Origin of the sequence: Pseudomonas sp. BS-2016 (assembly GCF_001806145.1) — a bacterium.
In the GTDB taxonomy this organism is placed as follows: domain Bacteria; phylum Pseudomonadota; class Gammaproteobacteria; order Pseudomonadales; family Pseudomonadaceae; genus Aquipseudomonas; species Aquipseudomonas lundensis.
In genome coordinates, this window is the sequence record NZ_MLCT01000024.1 from 167,928 (window position 1) to 188,136 (window position 20,209).

Annotated in this window: 16 protein-coding genes, 1 tRNA gene and 2 pseudogenes; 7 read left to right on the forward strand and 12 right to left on the reverse strand. The window is 59.4% G+C overall.

What is annotated here, in order from left to right; translation table 11 throughout:
• Position 1: 1 nt before the first annotated feature.
• The 4 genes and pseudogenes from BKD70_RS14510 to BKD70_RS25210 all read right to left on the reverse strand — a co-directional run.
• A complete protein-coding gene (locus BKD70_RS14510; RefSeq protein WP_047272800.1) occupies positions 2-769 on the reverse strand; it encodes a uroporphyrinogen-III synthase in 768 nt (255 codons plus the stop codon).
• On the reverse strand, positions 766-1,707 hold the full coding sequence (gene hemC / locus BKD70_RS14515) for a hydroxymethylbilane synthase (protein ID WP_047272799.1): 942 nt from the start codon (positions 1,705-1,707) through the stop codon (positions 766-768). The genes BKD70_RS14510 and hemC overlap by 4 nt, the downstream gene beginning before the upstream one ends.
• A gap of 126 nt (positions 1,708-1,833) precedes the next feature.
• Positions 1,834-2,580, reverse strand: coding sequence for a LytTR family DNA-binding domain-containing protein (locus tag BKD70_RS14520; RefSeq protein WP_047272798.1), 747 nt, complete (start codon positions 2,578-2,580; stop codon positions 1,834-1,836).
• Positions 2,577-2,723 (reverse strand): annotated as a pseudogene (locus BKD70_RS25210) (sensor histidine kinase); the annotation flags it as partial. The pseudogene BKD70_RS25210 and the gene BKD70_RS14520, both read right to left, overlap by 4 nt.
• A gap of 241 nt (positions 2,724-2,964) precedes the next feature.
• Between BKD70_RS25210 and argH the strand changes: the two are divergent.
• Positions 2,965-4,359 carry an argininosuccinate lyase gene (gene argH, locus BKD70_RS14525; RefSeq protein ID WP_047272797.1) on the forward strand — a complete coding sequence of 465 codons (1,395 nt, stop codon included), beginning with the start codon at positions 2,965-2,967 and terminating at the stop codon, positions 4,357-4,359.
• A 105-nt stretch (positions 4,360-4,464) separates the two neighbouring features.
• Here argH and BKD70_RS14530 read toward each other — a convergent pair whose 3' ends face one another.
• Positions 4,465-5,124 carry a glutathione S-transferase family protein gene (locus BKD70_RS14530; protein WP_047272796.1) on the reverse strand — a complete coding sequence of 220 codons (660 nt, stop codon included), beginning with the start codon at positions 5,122-5,124 and terminating at the stop codon, positions 4,465-4,467.
• Positions 5,125-5,249: 125 nt separating this feature from the next.
• Between BKD70_RS14530 and BKD70_RS14535 the strand changes: the two genes are divergently transcribed.
• On the forward strand, positions 5,250-5,534 hold the full coding sequence (locus BKD70_RS14535) for a hypothetical protein (RefSeq protein WP_047272795.1): 285 nt from the start codon (positions 5,250-5,252) through the stop codon (positions 5,532-5,534).
• 8 nt (positions 5,535-5,542) lie between these two features.
• Here the strand turns inward: BKD70_RS14535 and dibA are convergent, their stop codons facing one another.
• Entirely contained in the window at positions 5,543-7,465 is a 1,923-nt protein-coding gene (gene dibA / locus BKD70_RS14540) for a phosphodiesterase DibA (protein ID WP_047272794.1), read from the reverse strand.
• A gap of 149 nt (positions 7,466-7,614) precedes the next feature.
• Between dibA and desA the strand changes: the two genes are divergently transcribed.
• A complete protein-coding gene (desA, locus tag BKD70_RS14545; protein ID WP_047272793.1) occupies positions 7,615-8,799 on the forward strand; it encodes a delta-9 fatty acid desaturase DesA in 1,185 nt (394 codons plus the stop codon).
• 43 nt (positions 8,800-8,842) lie between these two features.
• Here desA and BKD70_RS14550 read toward each other — a convergent pair whose 3' ends face one another.
• The 4 genes from BKD70_RS14550 to gabD form a co-directional block, all read right to left on the reverse strand.
• Positions 8,843-10,057, reverse strand: a complete 1,215-nt coding sequence (locus BKD70_RS14550) for a response regulator (protein WP_047272792.1) — start codon at positions 10,055-10,057, stop codon at positions 8,843-8,845.
• A gap of 144 nt (positions 10,058-10,201) precedes the next feature.
• Positions 10,202-11,485 (reverse strand): 4-aminobutyrate--2-oxoglutarate transaminase, encoded by a 1,284-nt coding sequence (gabT, locus tag BKD70_RS14555; RefSeq protein ID WP_047272791.1) that lies wholly within the window; start codon positions 11,483-11,485, stop codon positions 10,202-10,204.
• An 8-nt stretch (positions 11,486-11,493) separates the two neighbouring features.
• The gene (locus tag BKD70_RS25390; RefSeq protein WP_255164129.1) at positions 11,494-11,625 is read right to left on the reverse strand and encodes a hypothetical protein; all 132 of its coding nucleotides are present in this window, start codon (positions 11,623-11,625) and stop codon (positions 11,494-11,496) included.
• Between the two features lie 36 nt (positions 11,626-11,661).
• The gene (gene gabD / locus BKD70_RS14560; RefSeq protein WP_047272790.1) at positions 11,662-13,104 is read right to left on the reverse strand and encodes an NADP-dependent succinate-semialdehyde dehydrogenase; all 1,443 of its coding nucleotides are present in this window, start codon (positions 13,102-13,104) and stop codon (positions 11,662-11,664) included.
• 347 nt (positions 13,105-13,451) lie between these two features.
• Between gabD and BKD70_RS14565 the strand changes: the two genes are divergently transcribed.
• From BKD70_RS14565 to BKD70_RS14580, 4 genes and pseudogenes are all read left to right on the forward strand, one after another.
• Positions 13,452-13,528, forward strand: a tRNA-Arg gene (locus tag BKD70_RS14565).
• Between the two features lie 241 nt (positions 13,529-13,769).
• Positions 13,770-14,276, forward strand: a pseudogene (locus BKD70_RS14570) (RNA polymerase sigma factor); the annotation flags it as partial.
• Between the two features lie 22 nt (positions 14,277-14,298).
• Positions 14,299-15,231 carry a FecR family protein gene (locus BKD70_RS14575; protein WP_047272788.1) on the forward strand — a complete coding sequence of 311 codons (933 nt, stop codon included), beginning with the start codon at positions 14,299-14,301 and terminating at the stop codon, positions 15,229-15,231.
• 115 nt (positions 15,232-15,346) lie between these two features.
• Positions 15,347-17,794, forward strand: a complete 2,448-nt coding sequence (locus tag BKD70_RS14580; protein WP_240477995.1) for a TonB-dependent receptor — start codon at positions 15,347-15,349, stop codon at positions 17,792-17,794.
• Between the two features lie 83 nt (positions 17,795-17,877).
• Here BKD70_RS14580 and BKD70_RS14585 read toward each other — a convergent pair whose 3' ends face one another.
• Together BKD70_RS14585 and BKD70_RS14590 are read right to left on the reverse strand one after the other, a co-directional pair.
• The gene (locus tag BKD70_RS14585; protein WP_047272787.1) at positions 17,878-19,356 is read right to left on the reverse strand and encodes a YdgA family protein; all 1,479 of its coding nucleotides are present in this window, start codon (positions 19,354-19,356) and stop codon (positions 17,878-17,880) included.
• Between the two features lie 137 nt (positions 19,357-19,493).
• Complete coding sequence (locus BKD70_RS14590; protein ID WP_047272786.1) at positions 19,494-20,138, reverse strand: NADH:ubiquinone oxidoreductase subunit N; 645 nt, start codon at positions 20,136-20,138, stop codon at positions 19,494-19,496.
• Between the last annotated feature and the right edge of the window lie 71 nt (positions 20,139-20,209).

Genomic DNA, 20,209 nt, shown 5'->3' on the forward strand with positions numbered 1-20,209 from the left:
ATTAGAGGGCAGGTACGGGATGCTCCCGTAACGCCGCCAGCAAAGCCGTGGCACTGGCGCCACGACAATCCACAACATGTTGGGCCCCGGCGCTGCGCGCCATCTCAGCCACGCGGGGGCTTGGAACAAACAACGGTAACGCGGACAGTCGGGACCAGGCATCGCCAGCCAACTGCCGTAAATGTTCGAATCCTTGTCCACTGCTGACCACCAGCGCGTTCAGGCGTTCCACTTGAACGCGCTGGCTCAGCGTATGCGGCGGGTAGGACGGCAATTCACGCGCATAGAGCTCAAGGTAGTCGACCTCTGCCCCCAACTGGCGCAAATGGTCGGCCAACCGCTCGCGCCCGCCCTGCCCGCGCATGATTAAAACCTTGCGCCCGGCGCCTTCAACAGCCTGTTTGAACGCCGGCAAGGCCAGCAAGGCCTCACTGTCATCTGCCGATTGAGGGTAGCTAACATCCAGCCCGTAGTCGGCGAGAATCTGCGCGGTGGCGGCCCCGACACTGAACCACTTCTGCCGGGGCGACGGCGGCCCGTATTGATTGACCAGTGCCAGCCCCAAGCGGGCAGCGGGTTTACTGACGACAATGACCGCGCAGTAACGATCCAGCCCGGCAACCCGTGCGCGCTGCGCGTCGCTTAACGCCAGCGGCCGGATCGCCAACAGCGGCAAACTGCTGCTGAACACCCCGGCAGTCGCCAACTCGGCCGCCAGTGCCGCCGAGTCCTCGGTAGGCCGGGTCAGCAACACGCGCCAGCCTGTCACTCGTGACCTGCCTCACCATAAACGGCTTTAAGGATGTCGCCCGCGCCCTGGGCCAACAACGCCTCAGCGACCTGCTCACCCAGCGCCTGAGCCGCGCTGCGAGGCGCCCGGGCATCCGCGCTCAACAGGGTTCCGCCGCTCGGCTCGCCCACCAGACCGCGCAACCATAGCTGCTCGCCTTCAAGCACGGCGTAGCACGCAATCGGAACCTGACACCCGCCATTGAGGTGTTTGTTCAAGGCACGTTCGGCCGTAACGCGCACGGCCGTGTCAGCGTGATGCAAGGGCGCGAGCAACGCATGAATTTCGGTGTCGGCGCTGCGGCATTCGATGCCTACAGCCCCTTGGCCACCGGCGGGCAGGCTGTCTTCGATGCTGATGGCGGATGTGATGCGCGCTTCAAAACCGAGACGGATCAGACCGGCTGCAGCCAGGATGATGGCGTCGTATTCGCCCGCGTCGAGCTTGGCCAGACGCGTATTGACGTTGCCGCGCAGGAAGCGGATTTCGAGATCCGGACGACGCGTCAACAATTGGGCCTGACGACGCAGGCTTGAAGTACCGACCACGCTGCCCTTGGGCAAGGCGTCAAGACTGGCGTAGGTGTTGGAAACAAAAGCGTCACGTGGGTCTTCACGCTCACAGATGCAAAACAGACCGAGGCCTTCAGGGAAGTCCATCGGCACGTCTTTCATCGAGTGCACGGCAATGTCGGCTTCGTTTTCAAGCAAGGCGGTTTCCAGCTCTTTGACGAACAGGCCCTTGCCGCCGATTTTTGACAGCGGCGAGTCCAGCAGCTTGTCACCACGGCTGACCATGGGCACCAGCGTCACCACCAGACCAGGGTGGGCCTGCTCCAGACGGGCTTTAACGAATTCGGCCTGCCACAGAGCCAGGGCGCTTTTACGGGTAGCGATGCGGATTTCGCGAGAGGACATGGATCAATCCGTACTGAAAAGATACGGCGGATAATAACAGCTCAGCCAAATGAGCTTTGACTTGTATCAGAGGTCAGCGGCCTCCCTGGCCGAAAACGAGGGCGCATGCGCCCTTTTTGGCGCGTGCTACAGCTGCTGCATCATTTTGCGAACACCCGCCACATGGCGACGGCTGACAATCAACGCATCACCGTTGAGCCCTTTGAGGAACAACTGAAAGTGCCCCAGCGGCGTACGCTGCAGACGCTCGATCCGGTTACGCGCCACCAGCGCATTGCGGTGGATACGCACAAAGCGTTCGCCAAACTCGTCTTCCAACGCCTTGAGCGGTTCATCGAGCAGGACTTCACCGCCTTCATGGCGCAAGGTCACGTATTTGTGGTCGGCAATAAAGTAGATCACCTGATCGATCGGGATCAGCTCGATGCCTTTGCGGGTACGGGCGCTGATGTGGCTGCGGGGGCCACTGCCCGACTGCGCTGCAGGCCGGGTAAGCGCGGCCAGCTGAATGCGGTTGGGCCGATGCGCCTCTTTCAGGGCGGCGCTCAGGTCCTGGGCATTCACAGGTTTGAGTACATAGCTGACGCCGCTGTCTTTGAGGGCTTGCTCGGGGAACTCGTCGGGCGCCACACAGAACACCACCGATGGTGGCAGTTCGCGCTCGCACAATTTCGCAGCCACTTGCAGCCCGTCCAGACCCGGCATGCGGATGTCGAGTAACACGACGTCCGGTTTCAGGCTCTCGATCAGGCTCAACGCCTCTTCGCCATCAGTGGCGCCGGGCTCCAGCAATGTGTAGCCCTCAAGCGAGCCGAGCAGTTGGCTCAAGTGCTCGCGGGCCAGGGTTTCGTCATCAACGATCAGGACATTCATATAGCGCTGTATTCCTGCGTGAGTCTCGCACAAGGATAGCGTAGACAGGTGAAGTGACGGCTGTCACGGCGATCGATGCTAAGACTAGCGCGAAGGCCAAAAAGTGCCGCAAACCGCACAGCAATATTCACCTGTGTCTGTTGCTCGTTTTAATTGCGGATCCGTCGAAGCACCAGCAAACATCTGTAACGACTTATCCATACGACCAACTGTAGACGGTTGCCAAGCCGAAGGCGCCCAATCGATACAATTCGTTTCGGTATTTTTTTATACCTCAGTTCGGACAAAAACCAACCGACCTGCGTCAACGCCTTGAACGGCAACCCTGTTATGATTCGCGGTAACTTTTTGTGTAACTCCCCTCAGCCGATTACGAGCGAATCCATGAGCACCGACAAGACCAATCAGTCCTGGGGCGGCCGCTTCAGTGAACCCGTCGACGCCTTCGTTGCGCGCTTCACCGCCTCCGTCACCTTCGACCAGCGCCTTTATCGTCACGACATCATGGGCTCCGTGGCCCACGCCACCATGCTGGCCAAGGTCGGTGTGCTGACCGATGCCGAACGCGATAGCATCATCGATGGCTTGAAGACCATCCAGAGCGAAATTGAAGCCGGTACGTTTGACTGGCGCATTGATCTGGAAGACGTGCACATGAACATCGAGGCGCGTCTGACCGACCGCATCGGCGTGACCGGCAAAAAACTGCACACCGGCCGTAGCCGTAACGATCAGGTTGCGACGGATATCCGCTTGTGGCTGCGCGATGAAATCGACCTCATCCTGGCTGAAATCACCCGCTTGCAAAAAGGGCTGCTGGAGCAGGCTGAACGCGAAGCCGAGACCATCATGCCCGGCTTCACCCACCTGCAAACTGCCCAGCCCGTGACATTCGGTCACCACATGCTGGCGTGGTTTGAAATGCTCAGCCGCGACTACGAGCGCCTTGTGGACTGCCGCAAGCGCACCAACCGCATGCCGCTGGGCAGCGCCGCGCTGGCGGGCACCACGTACCCGATCGATCGCGAATTCACCGCACAATTGCTGGGCTTCGACGCCGTGGGTGGCAACTCGCTGGACAACGTGTCGGATCGCGATTTCGCCATCGAGTTCTGCGCTGCCGCCAGCATCGCGATGATGCACTTGTCGCGCTTCTCCGAAGAGTTGGTGCTGTGGACCAGCGCGCAGTTCCAGTTCATTGACCTGCCTGACCGCTTCTGCACCGGCAGCTCGATCATGCCGCAAAAGAAAAACCCTGACGTGCCCGAGCTGGTTCGTGGCAAAAGCGGCCGTGTATTCGGCGCCCTGATGGGCCTGCTGACCTTGATGAAGGGCCAGCCGCTGGCCTACAACAAGGACAATCAGGAAGACAAAGAGCCGTTATTCGATGCCGCCGACACCCTGCGCGATTCGCTGCGGGCGTTTGCCGACATGATCCCGGCGATCAAACCCAAGCACGCCATCATGCGCGAAGCCGCACTGCGCGGGTTCTCCACGGCGACCGACCTGGCGGACTACCTGGTACGCCGCGGCCTGCCGTTCCGCGACTGCCACGAAATCGTGGGCCACGCGGTCAAGTACGGGGTTGAAACAGGCAAGGACCTGGCTGAGATGAGCCTCGAAGAACTGCGTCAGTTCAGTGACCAGATCGACGATGACGTGTTTGCAGTGCTGACCCTGGAAGGCTCGGTCAATGCGCGTAACCATATCGGCGGCACAGCCCCGGCACAGGTCAAGGCTGCGGTTGCTCGCGGCAAAGCCTTGCTGGCCAACCGCTGATACCTGGAATCGCTGTCGAGACACGAGGCGGTGATCGGGCGCCGCCCTATCAACCGGCCTCATGCCACTCGCCAGCGACTTCGTCGGGCGCCCAAGGGCGTCCGATTACTTCTTGCTACTGATCCACGCCAAAAATTGCGGCATGGCCGCGTCTTTGTCGGCTGCGATCTTCTGTGCGTGCGGGGTTTGCTCAAGCTGCTTGAGTAATGCTTTGGCCGCAGGCCATTCGGCCAGCAAATCCAGTTCAAACACTTTCTGCCCGACAGCACACGCCAGACTCACGCTGTAGAGGAAGAAAATATCCGCCACGGTGAACGTTTCGCCAGCCACATACGGGGCGAATTTGCCGTGCCTGCCCAGAGACGAAATGCCCTGAATCAGCTCGGCCTTGGCTTTTTCTTTGATGACGTCCGGCACGCTCATGCCAAAAAACGCCTCGGGGTAACAGGCGCGGGCCGGCAACTCGATATACAGCTCGATTTCCTTGGCCAGCGCCAGCACCTGCGCACGCTCGAACGGATCGACCGGCAACAGACGGATGCCCGGCTGGGTGTCCTCAATGTATTGAAGGATCACGCTGGTTTCGTTGACGAACCCTTGCTCAACCCCCAGCACAGGCACTTTGCCACGCGGGCTGATGGCCAGCGCTTCAGGGGTTTGCGCGGCAAAAAAAGGCACTTCCTCGAAGGGCACGCCTTTTTCCAGCAGCGCCATTTTGACCATGTTGTAGTAGTTGCTGACGGCAAATCCATAAAGCTTGAGCATTGCGAAGCCTCCAGGCCAGGTTGGGGTGGGCAGCGCTTGTTATAGAGCTTCGCCACCGGACTGGCTAGCAGCATCATTGTGCTGAATGCAGTTAAACTGCCGGCCTTTACTTAAGGAGCCTGCCCATGAGCGAGCCAACAGACATCGATAACGACGAAGAAACGTTCGCCGAAAACACCCTGATCGAAGCCATCGAAAACCAGATCGAGGCCGACAACCCGCCAGCCGCCAAAGCCACGTTCAACAAGCTGACCCTGGTGGGCTATGAGCGCGAAGAGATTCTGAACTTGATGGCCCACGTGCTGGCCGTGGAAATTGACGCGATCCTCGAAGAAGACCGCGCCTTCAATACTGAGTGGTACGAAGCCGCATTACGCGCGCTGCCAGAGCTGCCACCCGAGAAGAACTGAGCCCGCGCTCAGGGGCGGATCGCCGGAGCCCGCTGCCAATCCAGATCACGGGCGGGCATCGGGCGGCCAAACCAGTAACCCTGCCCCAAGTCGCAATGGTGGTCGAGCAGGAACTGCGCCTGTTCGACATACTCGATGCCTTCAGCATGCACCTGCATGCCCATGCTCTGAGCCAACGCGATGACAGCGCGCACAATCGCCACATCGTCATCGTCACCGGGTAGGCCGGCGACAAATCCCTGGTCGATTTTTAGCTTTTGCACGGGCAAACGCTTGAGGCGTAACAACGAAGAGAATCCGGTACCGAAGTCATCAATCGCCAGCCGCAAGCCCAGCTCACGCAGACGATGCATCTGCTCGAGCGCCACCTCCGAGTTGTCCATGACCGCACTTTCGGTCACTTCCAGCTCCAGCAACGCCGGGTTCAGACCGGTGTCGGCCAATACCGTGGACACCAACTGATACAGCTCGGGCCGTGCAAACAGACGGCTGGAAATGTTCACGGCGACAAACGACAAATCCACGCCCGCCGCTTGCCATTGGCACATTTGCCAGCACGCCTGCTCAAGCACCCACGCATCAATCTCGGCAATCAGCCCCGTGCGCTCGGCAATCGGGATAAATTCGCCTGGCGCCACCAGACCGCGCTGCGGATGCTGCCAGCGCACCAGCGCCTCCACGCCCACCATGCGGCTGGTGGTCAGATCGTGGACCGGCTGGAAATACACCCGCAGCTCTTGCTGCTCCAGGGCACGCCGCAAATCACTGGCCACTTCGATACGGTATTGCGCGTGTGCGGTCAGCTCTTCGGTGTACAACGCGTAGCCTTCGCGGCCCGCACTTTTGGCCTTGAACAGCGCCGAGTCGGCATTGCGCAGCAGTTGTTCGGCATTCAGGGCGTCATTGGGGTACAAGCTAATGCCCACGCTGGCGCTGATAAACAGCTGGTGGGTTTCTATGATGAACGCGCCCTTCATGACTTCGAGCACTTGCTGGGCAAAGCCGGCCGCCTGCGCAACCTGGGTGCAGTTTTCCACCAGCACGGCGAATTCATCGCCGCCCAGGCGAGCCACGGTAAAGCCTTTGCCAAACACCGCCGTCAGGCGCTCGCCCACCGCCTTGAGCAACAGATCGCCCACGTTGTGGCCCATGCTGTCGTTGATGATTTTGAAATGGTCGAGGTCGATCATCAGCAGCGCGCAACCCGACTTGTGACGCTGTGCGTAAGCCAACGCCTGCTCGGCACGGTCAGTAAACAGCAGGCGGTTGGGCAAGTCGGTCAGCGGGTCGTGATGCGCCAGACGCATCAACTCGCTCTGGGTATTTTTGATCGCGGAAATATCGGAAAACACGGCAACGTAATGCGTGATCTGATCTTTATTGTCGCGAACAGCCCGGATTGTCTGCCATTGAGGATAGATCTCACCACTTTTGCGTCGATTCCAGATTTCACCGTGCCATTCGCCGGTTTTTTCCAGCGATTCGAACACAGCCTGATAAAATTCCGGCCCATGATGCCCCGACTTGAACATATTGGGCCGTTGACCCAGCACTTCCTCGGGCGCATAACCGGTGATTTTTACCAAGGCCGGGTTCACGTGCACGATGACTCCGTTGTGGTCGCTGACCAGCACCCCTTCCCGGGTACAGTCGAACACCACCGCAGCCTGACGCAGACGCTCTTGATCCAGACGCTGGCGGCGCAAGCGAGCGCCCATGCCCAGAAAACTGAACAATCGGGCACGCGCAAGGAATATCAGTCCCGCACTGACACCCACCCACACGTAGCTATTTACCCGCTGCCAGCGCGCCAGTTGGGCTGAATCATCAAGAAAACTGTTCAATAAGTGATCAGTGAGAAACAGCCATAAAACCGACAACAGCCCGTATAACAGGGCTGCACGCATGGCATCACGATAAGAAACCGACATAAGACAGTTAAAACGCCTACAAAAAAAGAGGAATTATAGTGTAAGAAACATCCGGCGACTGTTATCTGAAAGGCCGACTGGTTTTATCTGCCTGCATAGTGATAATGCGTGTTGCAGTTTTTTTCATCTTCCCGAGGGCCAAACAGCCTATGTGGTACAACGGTTTACTTGACCTGTCAGCCTGGCAACTGGTGGCAGTCACTCTGTTGATGACCCACGTGACCATTATCGGTGTCACGGTTTATCTCCATCGCTACTCAGCTCACCGCTCCCTGGAGCTCAATGGTGGCCTGAAACACTTCTTCCGCTTCTGGCTGTGGCTCACCACCGCACAGAACACCCGCGAGTGGACAGCCATCCACCGCAAGCACCACGCCAAATGCGAAACCGCCGATGACCCGCATAGCCCGGTCATCAAAGGGTTATCGACCGTTCTGCGCAAAGGTGCAGAACTTTATCGCGAAGAAGCGCAAAACCCCGAAACCCTGCGCATCTATGGCAAGAACTGCCCCGAAGACTGGATTGAGCGCAATCTATACTCGCGCTACAAATTGCTGGGCGTTGCGATCATGCTCGCTATCGACCTGCTGCTGTTCGGCGCCATCGGCCTGACCATCTGGGCGATCCAGATGATGTGGATTCCAGTCTGGGCCGCCGGTGTGGTGAACGGTCTGGGCCACGCGGTGGGTTATCGCAACTTCGAATGCCGCGACGCGGCGACCAACCTGGTGCCGTGGGGCATCATCATTGGTGGCGAAGAGCTGCATAACAATCACCACACCTACCCGAACTCGGCCAAGATGTCGGTGAAAAAGTGGGAGTTCGACCTCGGCTGGGCGTGGATCAAAGTGTTCAGCTTTTTACGCCTGGCCAAAGTGCAGCGTGTTGCGCCCATCGCCCACCGGGTCGAGGGCAAAGGCAGCCTGGACATGGACACCGCCATGGCCATTCTGAACAACCGTTTCCAGATCATGGCGCAGTACCGCAAGCTGGTCATCGCACCGCTGGTTCAGCAAGAGCTGGCCAAGGTCGATCATTCGGTACGTCATCAGTTCCGCCGCGCCAAGCGCTTGCTGTCGCGCGAAACCAGCTTGCTGGAAGACCGTCATCACCAACGTATCGAGACGCTGCTGGAGCACAGCCAGTCGCTGAAAGTGATTTACGAGAAGCGTCTGGCCTTGCAACAGATCTGGGTCAAGACCAGCTCCAACGGGCACGACATGCTGGCGGCGATCAAAGAGTGGGTTCACGAGGCCGAAGCCAGCGGGATTCAATCGCTGCGGGATTTCGCCAAGCAATTGAAAACCTACTCGCTGCGCCCCGCAGCGGTCTGATCGGGAACGCGTCACTGCTGCTTGCGGTAGCAGTGACGCGCACTCAAGCCTTTTTGACCAAACGCTCCAGCTCCGGCACGCCGACTTTCAACAGGCGTGCCGTTTTGCTTTTTGCCACCGCGTCCACCCCTTCTTCAGGCTGCAAACTGGCCACCTGCCCCGCCAGATTCATCAGCAACGCCTCCCGCGAATACACCCCGCCACCCAAGTGATAGATCGCTGCGATCAGCTCACGCAGTTCCAGTGGCAAGCGCCAGCGCGTGCGCAATGCCGAACCATAGGCCGCGCCGAACTCCGCCAGCGACTCGTCAATGGCTTGCGTGTCCAGCGCGCCGCCAGCCTGTAGCCACTCTTGCAGACAGCGCAACAGCGCCAGATCACCCAGACGGTGCAATAACCCGGCGCAATAACAGCGCTCCTGATCCAGGCTCAACATGCGCGCCAGCGTGCGCCCGTATTCAGCCGTGTGCAGCGACGCGTTCCAGTAATGTTCCGCGTAATCGGCCAGGCAAGGATCGCTGAGGCGAGCGCTACGCTTGAGGGTCAACCCGAGCACCAGGTTCATGCTTTGTGCGGGCCCGAGGCGTTGCAACGCCTGTGCCAGCGTCTGCACCGGACTCGCCCGATGCTGGGCCGCGCTGTTGGCGGCCGCAATTAGCACCGCCGTGATTTGCGGATCGGTGCGCACTTCTTGCTCAAGCAGTTTGAGGTCCAGGCCACCCGGATTGAGGCTGCGTTTGACCGCCAATTGCACGTCGGCCAGCAAAGGCGCGCCATCCGATGAGGCACGCCGGTGTTCCAGAAACCGTTTGAGGGTCATGCCGGGGGTCAGCGCCGGAACATCACACGCCACCTCTTGCCCCGCACTCAGCAGCAGGCCTTGCAGACGCTGTGTCAGGCCGGGCATGTCCAGCGGCTTGGTCAGGTAAGCCGTGGGCGCCAGTGGCAGGGCTTCACGCACGCTGGCACTGTCGTTGCGATTACTGAGCAAGATAAACGGCAACACGGGGCTGCGCCGACGCTGGCGCACATGGCGCAACAGGTCGAGGCCACTGACGCCAGAGAGGTCCCAGTCGGCAATCACCAGATCGTAGCGCGTGTCACCCAAGAGCGCGATCGCCTCCTGACCTTCGCCACAGACATCCAGTCGCGCGTCGCAACGCACACTCAGTACCACTTGTTTGAGCAGATCCCGAGACCACGGGTCGGTCTCGGCAATTAGCACGCTCGGCGCAGTGGGTACATCAACAGCAGTCATGAATACGCTCCGGCAAATGTCCATGCACCTTAGTCAATGCCACGCGTCGGATACAGGCAAAAAGCCTTATTTGCGCTGTACAGACGCAAAAAAACCGCCGAAGCGGTTTTTTTGTGTCACAGGTCACATCTCAGACGCCGGGGCTCACGCCAGTTCAGCGAAGCACTCTTCGATGATGGCCAGGCCTTTGTCCAGTTGCTCGTCAGGCGATGTCAGCGGCACCAGCACCCGCAAGACGTTGCCGTAAGGACCGCACGACAGCAGGATCAGACCTTTCTCACGCGCTTTGGCGACTACTTGCGCCACGGCCGCTGCGTTTGGCTTGTGTGCATCGCCGCCTTCGAACAGCTCGACCGCGATCATCGCGCCCAACGCACGCACATCACCGATGACCGGGTACTTGGCCTGAATCGCCTTCAAACCGGTGACCAGACGCTCGCCCACTGCTTTGCAGCGGTCCAGCAAGTGCTCTTCTTCAAACACTTCCAGCACGGCCAACGCGGCCGCACAGGCAATCGGGCTACCGGCATACGTGCCACCCAGACCACCCGGTGCGATAGCGTCCATCAGTTCAGCCTTGCCGCACACACCGGCCAGCGGGAAGCCGCCTGCGATGGATTTGGCGAACGTGGTCAAGTCGGCGGTGACGCCCATCTGCTCCATGGCGAAGAACGTACCGGTACGGCCTGCGCCGGTCTGTACTTCGTCCGCGATCAAGAGGATGCCGTGCTTGTCGCACAACTCACGCAGGCGCGCCATGAACGCTTTCGGCGCCACGTAAAAACCACCTTCGCCCTGTACCGGCTCGATGATGATGGCGGCGATGTCTTTTGGCTCGGCGTCGTTTTTGAAGATGCGCTCGATGCTGGCAATGGAGTCATCAACGCTGATGCCATGCAGCTCGCACGGGTACAGCGCGCGGAAGATACCGCCCGGCATCAGGCCCATGCCTGCCGAGTAAGGCACGACTTTCCCGGTCAGGCCCAACGTCATCATGGTGCGACCGTGGTACGCGCCAGTGAAGGCAATTACACCCGCACGGCCCGTGGCGGCACGGGCGATTTTCACGGCGTTTTCCACGGCTTCAGAACCGGTGGTGACCAACAGGGTTTTCTTGTCGAAGTTGCCCGGCACCTTGGCGTTGATTTTCTCGCACAGCTCAACGTAGGGCTCATAGGCCAACACCTGGAAGCAGGTGTGGGTCAGTTTGGTCAATTGCGCTTGAACGGCGGCAACGATTTTCGGGTGCAGGTGACCGGTGTTGAGTACGGCAATACCGCCTGCGAAGTCGATGAATTCACGGCCTTCAACGTCAGTGACGGTAGCGTTCTTCGCGGATTCGGCGAAGATCGGGTGAATCTGGCCAACACCGCGCGGGACAGCGGCTTCACGGCGTTTCATCAGGGATGCGTTGGTCTTGTTGCTCATGGGTGTCCTCATTCGCCGCTCATCAAACGGCGTGGTTCAAGGCTGACGCGCCGGGCAGACAACCAGGCCAGCATGCGATGATCGACTGGCATGGCGCTCCCGGCCACAGGAATTAACACGTTGAAACGCAGAAGAAGCATCGCTCTCGTGCCCCCTCTGCTGAACCACCCGCCGGGTTAGATGCCCAGGCAGAGATATTTGATTTCCAGGTAGTCTTCGATGCCGTATTTGGAGCCTTCACGGCCCAGACCCGACGCCTTGATACCCCCAAAAGGAGCGACTTCATTGGAGATCAGACCCGTGTTCACACCGACCATGCCGTATTCCAGGGCTTCTGCTACACGGAATACACGGCTCAGGTCGCGTGCATAGAAGTAGGACGCCAGACCGAACTCGGTGTCGTTGGCCATCGCGATCACTTCGGCTTCGTCTTTGAAGCGGAACAACGGCGCCAGCGGACCGAAGGTCTCTTCCTTCGCCACCGCGGCATTTTTCGGCACGTTAACCAGAATAGTCGGCTCGAAGAAGCTGCCTTCCAGGCTGTTACCACCGGTCAGTAGGGTGGCGCCTTTGCTCACGGCGTCTGCAATGTGCTCTTTGACTTTGGCCACGGCCTTGTCATCGATCAGCGGACCGGTGGTGGTGCCCTCTTCCAGACCGTTGCCGATCTTCAGCTTGCCCACAGCCGCTTTGAGTTTTTCAGCAAACGCGTCGTACACCGAATCCTGAATGTACAGACGGTTGGCGCAGACGCAGGTCTGACCGTTGTTGCGGTATTTGGAAATAATCGCGCCTTCGACGGCCTTATCCAGGTCCGCGTCATCGAACACGATAAAGGGCGCGTTGCCACCCAGCTCCAGCGACACTTTTTTGATGTCCTTGGCGCATTCAGCCATCAACTGGCGACCAATTTCAGTCGAGCCGGTGAAGGACAATTTGCGCACGATCGGGTTGCTGGTCAGCTCGCCGCCGATGTCGCCAGCGCTGCCGGTGACCACGCTCAACACGCCCTTTGGAATGCCTGCGCGGTGCGCCAGCTCCACCAGTGCCAACGCGGAAAAAGGCGTTTGCGAAGCCGGTTTGATGACCATGGTGCAACCGGCCGCCAACGCGGGGCCTGCTTTACGGGTGATCATGGCCGCCGGGAAGTTCCACGGCGTGATGGCCGCTGTCACGCCAATGGGTTGCTTGATCACGATCAGGCGCTTGTCGGGCTGGTGGCCCGGGATGACGTCGCCATAAATGCGCTTGGCTTCTTCAGCGAACCACTCGATGAAGGACGCGGCGTATACGATCTCGCCCTTGGCTTCGGCCAGCGGCTTGCCTTGCTCCATCGTCATCAGGCGACCCAGGTCATCCTGGTGTTCGATCAGCAGCTCGAACCAGCGGCGCAGTTTGGTGGCACGCTCTTTGGCAGTCAGGGCACGCCAGGCGGGCAGCGCTTTGTCGGCAGCTTCAATGGCGCGGCGGGTTTCCGCAGCACCCATTTTTGGCACAGTGCCGAGAATTTCGCCGGTGGCCGGGTTGTTAACATTGATCGTCTGGCCGCCGTCGGCGTCTACCCAAACCCCGTCGATGTAGGCTTGCTGGCGGAACAACTGTGCGTCTTTGAGCTGCATGTGGGCTTTCCTTAACAGCACCGCGCGGGCGCGGAGCAAATTATTGAGTGTAGAAAGGCGCCAAAGGTGGCTGCCGTCAGGAAGTCATTCACTGCCAAAGTGTTCAAAAAACGCACAACACACACGGCGTGCGGTTTAGCACTCAGACAAGAGCGTTTGAAATCTCAAACGAATCCTAGGAGCAAAGGGGGTAAAGGACAATAGGCTGTTCGAAAAAAAGAACAAGCGGCGTTCCTCTCCCTTTTCTCACACGGCCGTCATTAATAGCCCATATCGGCTTGAGAAACACCCGCTCAATCAGCGGCATGGACGGGTGACACGCAGATGAGTATCATGGCGCCCGCGCTGCACCAGTAGCTCAGCTGGATAGAGTACTGCCCTCCGAAGGCAGGGGTCGTGGGTTCGAATCCCGCCTGGTGCACCATCTTCTTTCCCTTGCTCAAGGGAACCGCTTTACCCCTCCGTTGTTATTGACTCTCCCGCACGTCATCGCTTGAAGCATTGCCGAGCCTGAATGTGCACCCGGACGTGCAGTTGAAGGGCGGGTGTACTCCATTCTGGCGCCCTCCCTTTCAGGGACTTGCCCGCAGGGACGTTGCGCTGGGGCGAGCAATCATGAATGATACGGCTTCTCATTCACGCCCTTGCCCGCTTGAGTCTCTGTGATGCCCTCGCCTTCCCCTTCCCGCTTGCTGGCCAGTTTTCAGGAGCATTACGACGATCTGTTGTCGTTCCTGACACGCCGCCTGCGAGATCGCCACCGGGCGGCGGACGTGGCACAGGAAACGTGGATTAAATTGGCGAAGATCGATCCTCACTCGATCACGGTGTTGAATGATCGGCACTTTATTTTCAAAGTCGCGGGCAATCTGGCCATTGATGCGTTGCGGATCGATCAGCGCCAGACCCGCAATTTGAGCGCCGAGCCGCCCTCGGTTGAACTGGTCGATCCGGGCCTGCCGCCTGAAGGGCTGCTGCTGGCCAAGGAACGCATCGGGATTCTCGACCAGGCGTTGCAGCAGTTATCGCCCAACGCCCGGCAAGCACTGCTTATGAGCCGCATCGACGGGATGACTCAAGCCCAGATCGCCGCCGAGCTGGGCGTGTCGCCGAGTATGGTGGCAAAATACATTGGCCAGGCGTTGCGCCACTGCCGTGACTGGCTCAAACACAACCATGCCTGAGCCCGCCGCAATGCCTCCTTGCCCCTCCACTGACGACCTCGACGATCAGGCCATTGACTGGCTAACCCGGTTGCACTCGGGTGACGCCACGGCCCGAGAGCGTCTGGCGTATGCACAGTGGCAGCACCTGAGCCCGGCGCACAAAGCAGCGGCCCAAGAGGCCGAAGCGCTGTGGGCAGACATCGGCTTGACCCCTACGGCCCACACGCACGTCGACACACCTCGCCCACGCCGCAAGGCGGCACGCTGGGCCAGCGGGCTGGCGGCCGGGCTGGTGCTGGCGATATTCGGTTACAGCGCGGCCGAGGGCGTGCCGGGCTGGTTCGACACCCATCACACCGGCGTTGGCCAGCGCCAGCAATGGGTGTTGAGCGATGGCTCGCGGGTCACGCTCAACAGCAACAGCGCGATCACGGTTGATTTTAATGAACTCCGGCGCACGCTCTCACTGCGCAAGGGCGAAGCCCTGATTGAAGTGGCTGAAGATCCGTCGCGGCCTTTTATCGTCGAGGCGGGCGCCGATCGGGTGCAAGCCAAGAGCGCCACATTCAGCGTGCGCCGCGACTCGGATCAAACACGGGTGCTGGTGGCCACCGGCGCGGCACAGGTCGAGCATCAGGCGCAAACCCTGGAGCTGCGATCCAATCAGTTAGCGGTTTACCGGGCCGGACAGACACTGGCCGAGCGCGATCAGGTGGACGCCCATGCGCTCACGGCCTGGCATCGCGGCAAACTGATCTTCAACCGCAAACCGTTGCAAGAAGTGCTGGCCGAGCTGGAGCGCTATCAATATGGGCGCATCATCGTTCCCGATGCCGGGCTCGGCGCACTGCAAATCAGCGGTGTGTTCGACCTCAACGACCCGCACAACCTGCTGCATACCCTGGAGCAGCGTTACGGCCTGAACATCACCTATTTGCCGTTTGTGGCGTGGGTGCGCTGAAAATAATTCTTCGCGGGCACTGCAAGATCCACTCGGGCATATCGTCGTAGTAAGACTGAGAGCGAAATACGTTCTCATTTGCGACATAAAAACCCGAAGAAGGATTGCAAAAGCGATGGTCGAGCACGTCAAAAAGCCGCGTGACGCACAACGAAAAGAACAGCGACTGCGTCAGGTGTTGATCGCCACCACTGTGCTCGCCAGCCTGGGCGGCACCGTGCAGGCCACGGCTCAGGCAGCGACGACGCAGGCCGCAGCCGTCAGCACACGTCAGGTCACTGTCAGCGTCCCGGCCCAAGACCTCGACCAGGCCCTGACCCAATTCGCCGATCAGGCCGACTTGCACCTGCTGTTCACGTCTGCGGAAGTCGCCGGTCTGCACAGCCCGGCGTTGCAAGGCCAGATGAGTGTCGAGCAGGCATTGCAGACCTTGCTGGCGGGCAGCGGTCTGAACTGGCAGTTCAGCGACGCACGCACGGTGATTCTGCGCAAGCCCCAAGCGCCTGCCCAAAGCCTGCAACTCAAGGCACTGGAAGTCAGCGTGGGCGCTCGCACCAGCACCGCGATCAGCGAAATTCCGGGCACCGTGTGGGTGGTCGATCACGTGCAGCTGCAAGAGCAACTCGACACTGGCGTCACCCTGAAGGAGGCCATCGGCAAGCTGGTGCCGGGGCTGGATCTGGCCCCCGAAGGGCGCAGTAACTACGGTCAAAACATGCGCGGGCGTAACGTGCTGGTGATGATCGACGGTGTCAGCCAGAACAGCTCGCGCGGGTTGTCGCGACAGTTCGACAGCATCTCGCCGTTCAACGTGGAGCGGGTCGAAGTGTTGTCCGGCGCCAGCGCGCTGTACGGCGGCGGTGCCACGGGCGGGATCATCAATATCGTGACCAAAAAAGGCACACCCGGCCCGGCTCAATTCGAGACCGAACTGTCGGCCACCAGCGGCTTCAACAACAGCGACGACCTGTCCAGCCGCATCTCGCAATCGGTGAGCGGCGGCACGGAGCGCCTCTATGGTCGGCTGGGGATTTCAGGCGAGCAGAACGAAGCCTTTTACGATGGCAAAGGCGATCAGGTGTTTATCGACAACACCCAGACCGACCTGCAGTACAACCGCACCCTCGACCTGATGGGCAGCCTCGCGATCAAGCTCGACGATGAGCAAGACCTCGACCTGTTGGCGCAGTATTACGACTCGGGCAACCACGGCAACGTGGGGATTTACTTCCCCAACCTGCATGACAAGGCGCCGTCCAACCTGGACGATGCCCAGATCCGCAGCGGCTACGACACCGACCTTGAGCCGCGCTCCAAACGCCTGCTGTTCAACGCCAACTACCATCACAGCGACGTACTGGGGCAAGACTTCTACCTACAAGGTTCGTACCGAAAGGAAGACAACAACTTCTTCCCGTTTCCTTACTACAACACCGGCAAACCCCAAGGCTCAAAAGGCGTTTACTTCGCCGCCTCGCAGCAAAACTTTGAAGTCACCAGCCTCAAGGCACTGTTCGCCAAACAGTGGGACAGCCTGAAGCTGACGTATGGCGTGGACCTGGATCGCGAGCGCTTCAACGCCGAACAAAGCGTATTTGATTCGGCCATGTCCTCGCAAAGCGGGGGCCTTGATCTGGTCACCCAGAGCAAAGCTCCGCGCTATCCCAGTTATCGCGTGGACGGGCGGTCGGTGTATGCGCAGTTGGACTGGAAGCTCACCGACGCCCTGACCGTGTCGGGCGGCGCGCGGCGCCAGCAAATGGACGTGGATGTGGGCGTGTTCAAAAACGTCCCGGGAGGCAGCAACGACTACGCGGTCAATCTGTTCAACCTGGGCACCATCTACGATTTCCAGAACGGCCATCAGACCTGGATCAACTACAGCGAAGGCTTCGATCTGCCGGATCCGGCCAAGTACTACGGCAAGCCGGGGCTGAGCGTTAAAGACAACCCGCTGGCCGGGATCAAAAGCCGCCAGGTGGAGACCGGCTGGCGTTTCGCGGACGTGGATTGGGATGCGCAGGCCGCGATTTACTACATCTGGTCGGACAAAGTCATCACCACAGACGCCGCCACGCTGACGATTGATGTCACGGACAAGAAGAGCCGCGACTTCGGCTTCGAAGGCGCGTTGACCCGTCACTTCAGCGACGGTTGGGAGGTGGGTGGCACCTTGCACATGGTGCGTTCGGAGGAAGAAGACGCCAACGGCGACTGGATGAAGCGCGATGCGCGTTACGCATCTTTGTCCAAGTCCACCGCGTTCGGGGGCTGGCACGGGGATGGACGTAACGTACGCCTGCAAGGCAACCATGCGTTCACCCTCAAGGACGATTCCGACCACAAAATCAGCGGGTACACCACGTTCGATTTAATGGGCAGCCAAGAGACCGAATTTGGCACCTTCAGCGCCGGTATCCAGAACCTGCTCGACAAGGAATACAGCACCGTGTGGGGCCAGCGTGCCGCGCTGTTCTACTCACCCACCTACGGACCTGAATACTTGTACGACTACCAGGGCCGCGGCCGGACCTACAGCCTGACGTGGTCATTGGCGTACTGACGCTCGCGCTACCTGTCAGCGTCGACAGATTTTTCTGTTGCCGCTGACAGGTATGAGGCGCTAAGCCGCGAGCCGCCGGTTCATTACTGAATCGGCGCGTTGAAGCGCTGGGTCATTTGAGTAATGAAGTCTTCAAGGCTCATTTTCTGGCCGTTGAAATCCACTTGTGCTGCTGCATAGTCAAGCGACGCGACAATGTTGTTGCCTTCCACTTTTGCCAGACCGGTGCCCACAGCGATGTTGCCGACCATGTCGCTGGTCATCGTGCCAACCTGCGCCAGGGTCTGCGGATCGGTTTGGCCTTCCAGTTGCGCCTGAACACCGGCGAGGTCGGCAATCATCGGCTTGGACAGCTGCAACTTGGCAACCAGCGAGGTCAGCAGTTGCTTGGTGATTTCCACGGGCGGCTGGTCAAGGGCCGCAGGCTGAGCCAGTGCCATCGCAAGGTTAAACTCGCTTTCGCCATGTGGCGTTTTCACGGCCAATTTCTCGACGGCCATCTGCGGCTTAGCCGCCAGCAAGGTATCCAGACTGGTTTGCAGTTGAACTTGCTCAGCCGGGGTCAGCTCACTCGCGGGCAGGGCGCCGTCCGCTTTTGGCTGAAACTTGGTCTGGTAAATCTGCAACATCGATTGCATCGCCGGGATGTCCAGGCTGCTGGCGCTCAAGACCAGTTGCGCACTCCCCACCGGGTTGTTGTTGAGCGAGACATCGCCGACTTTGTAGTCCAGGCGGCCCGACAGCAGTTTGCCGTTGGCGGAAGTGGAACCGGTGTATTCGAAGTTATTGACCTTGAGCAGCGACTGACGAATGCCAAAGGTGATTCGGCTTTCACTCAAACCCAAGAAGTTCTGGCCAAGGAAGAAGCCAAATTCGCTTTTGTCCAGGTCACTGGCCACGGTCAGCCCGTTGAGCTCAATCAGCAACGGCGGCTTGTTCAGCGACACGGCGTGCAGCTTGAAGTGATCCATGTAGCCTTTGCCTTTGAGGTTTTGGCCGTCGGCATCGGCCGTCCCTTCCATGGTCATGCCCGAGAAGCTGAGGCTGGAGTTTTCGTCCAGTGCGACCTCAAGGGGCAGAAACTCCATGCGGCCTTCGACCGAGCGGTTGTAACTCAGTGTGACCTGACCCTGAAGCGGGGATTGATCTTTGGCGGCAGCAAACCATTTTTCAGTGAAGGGCGTTTTTTCCAACGCGTACGTAGTGGTCGCCATGACCGGCATCCACTTAAAGGTCTTGAGGCGCGACCACGGCAACGGGCCATGCTCGATGTCAGCCACAAACAGCAACTCGACAGGCTCGGTATCCGGCCTGGCGGAGTCATCTTCAACCTTTACGCGGTAGTGAGCAGTGCTGCTGTAGAGGTGGCGGTCAAGCGAGACCAGCTCGACCGAACCGTGGGTGGGCGTGCCTTGCAACTGAGACGCCAGTTCCTTGTTGGCCTCCTGAATCGACGTTTGCAACACGCCTTCCAGTTTGGTTCCGGTGTACCACGCGCCTGCGGTATTCAGAGCACCTGCAATAACAACAATCCCTACTAACACGCCTAATGGTTTATTCATCAGTTGACCCGTTCAATGTCCGTTGTGTTGAAAGTAAAAGCGGTCTTTGCCAAGCCCGTCATGGGCCGAAAAGTGGCAGCAGGGTATCACTGGCAACTGGCCACACGCTTCTTTCGGACATTTTCAGTCACGTAAATTCAGGCTGAACGGGCCATGAGGCGCTCTATTTCGTCTAGGCGGTGATCGAAATTTTTGAGGATGGCGCTCCAGGTGTACACCAAGACTTCCAGGTCATGGTCGACGCAGATTTCTCCCACAGAATTCACAGACGAATCGGAGTAATCCAGCTGATACCGCTCTCGGGCCATGGCAGCGGCCACGTCAGCTAACTCACGCGCGTTATCGAGCCATTGACGCTCTTCGCTGGGCAAGGCTTTATCGAGTTGCAGGCATTGGGATTTAAGGGCATCCAGGCTTTTTTCGAGGGGCGTGCCGGTCAGCTCGCCCATGAACGCCTCAAACGTGCGTCCTGGCTGCCAATAGCTGCCCCAGAAGTAGCGATCGAAGACTGTTTCAACGCGGCGTAACGCGATTTTGGTGTCCCAGATCAGAACCCGGGTCTGACCGGCTTCAACCTGACGCTTCTTGATTTGTCGGGTTTGCAGCAACGCCCAGGCCACCACTGCAATGGCCAATACCGCAATCAGCGCGCTGGCGCTGTCGAGGAAGAACAACGCTGTGTCGATTTGGTGCGCCAGCATGATGCCGTAGAAGTACGTCGCTGACAGCAGCACCACCGCGACGACCGCACACCAAAAACCGGGAGCATAAGGGTTTTTCATTATTAGAATCCCCATCGAGCCATTTTGCGCGATGGGGAGGGGCTAAAAGTGTCTCGACGCCCTGAGCCATC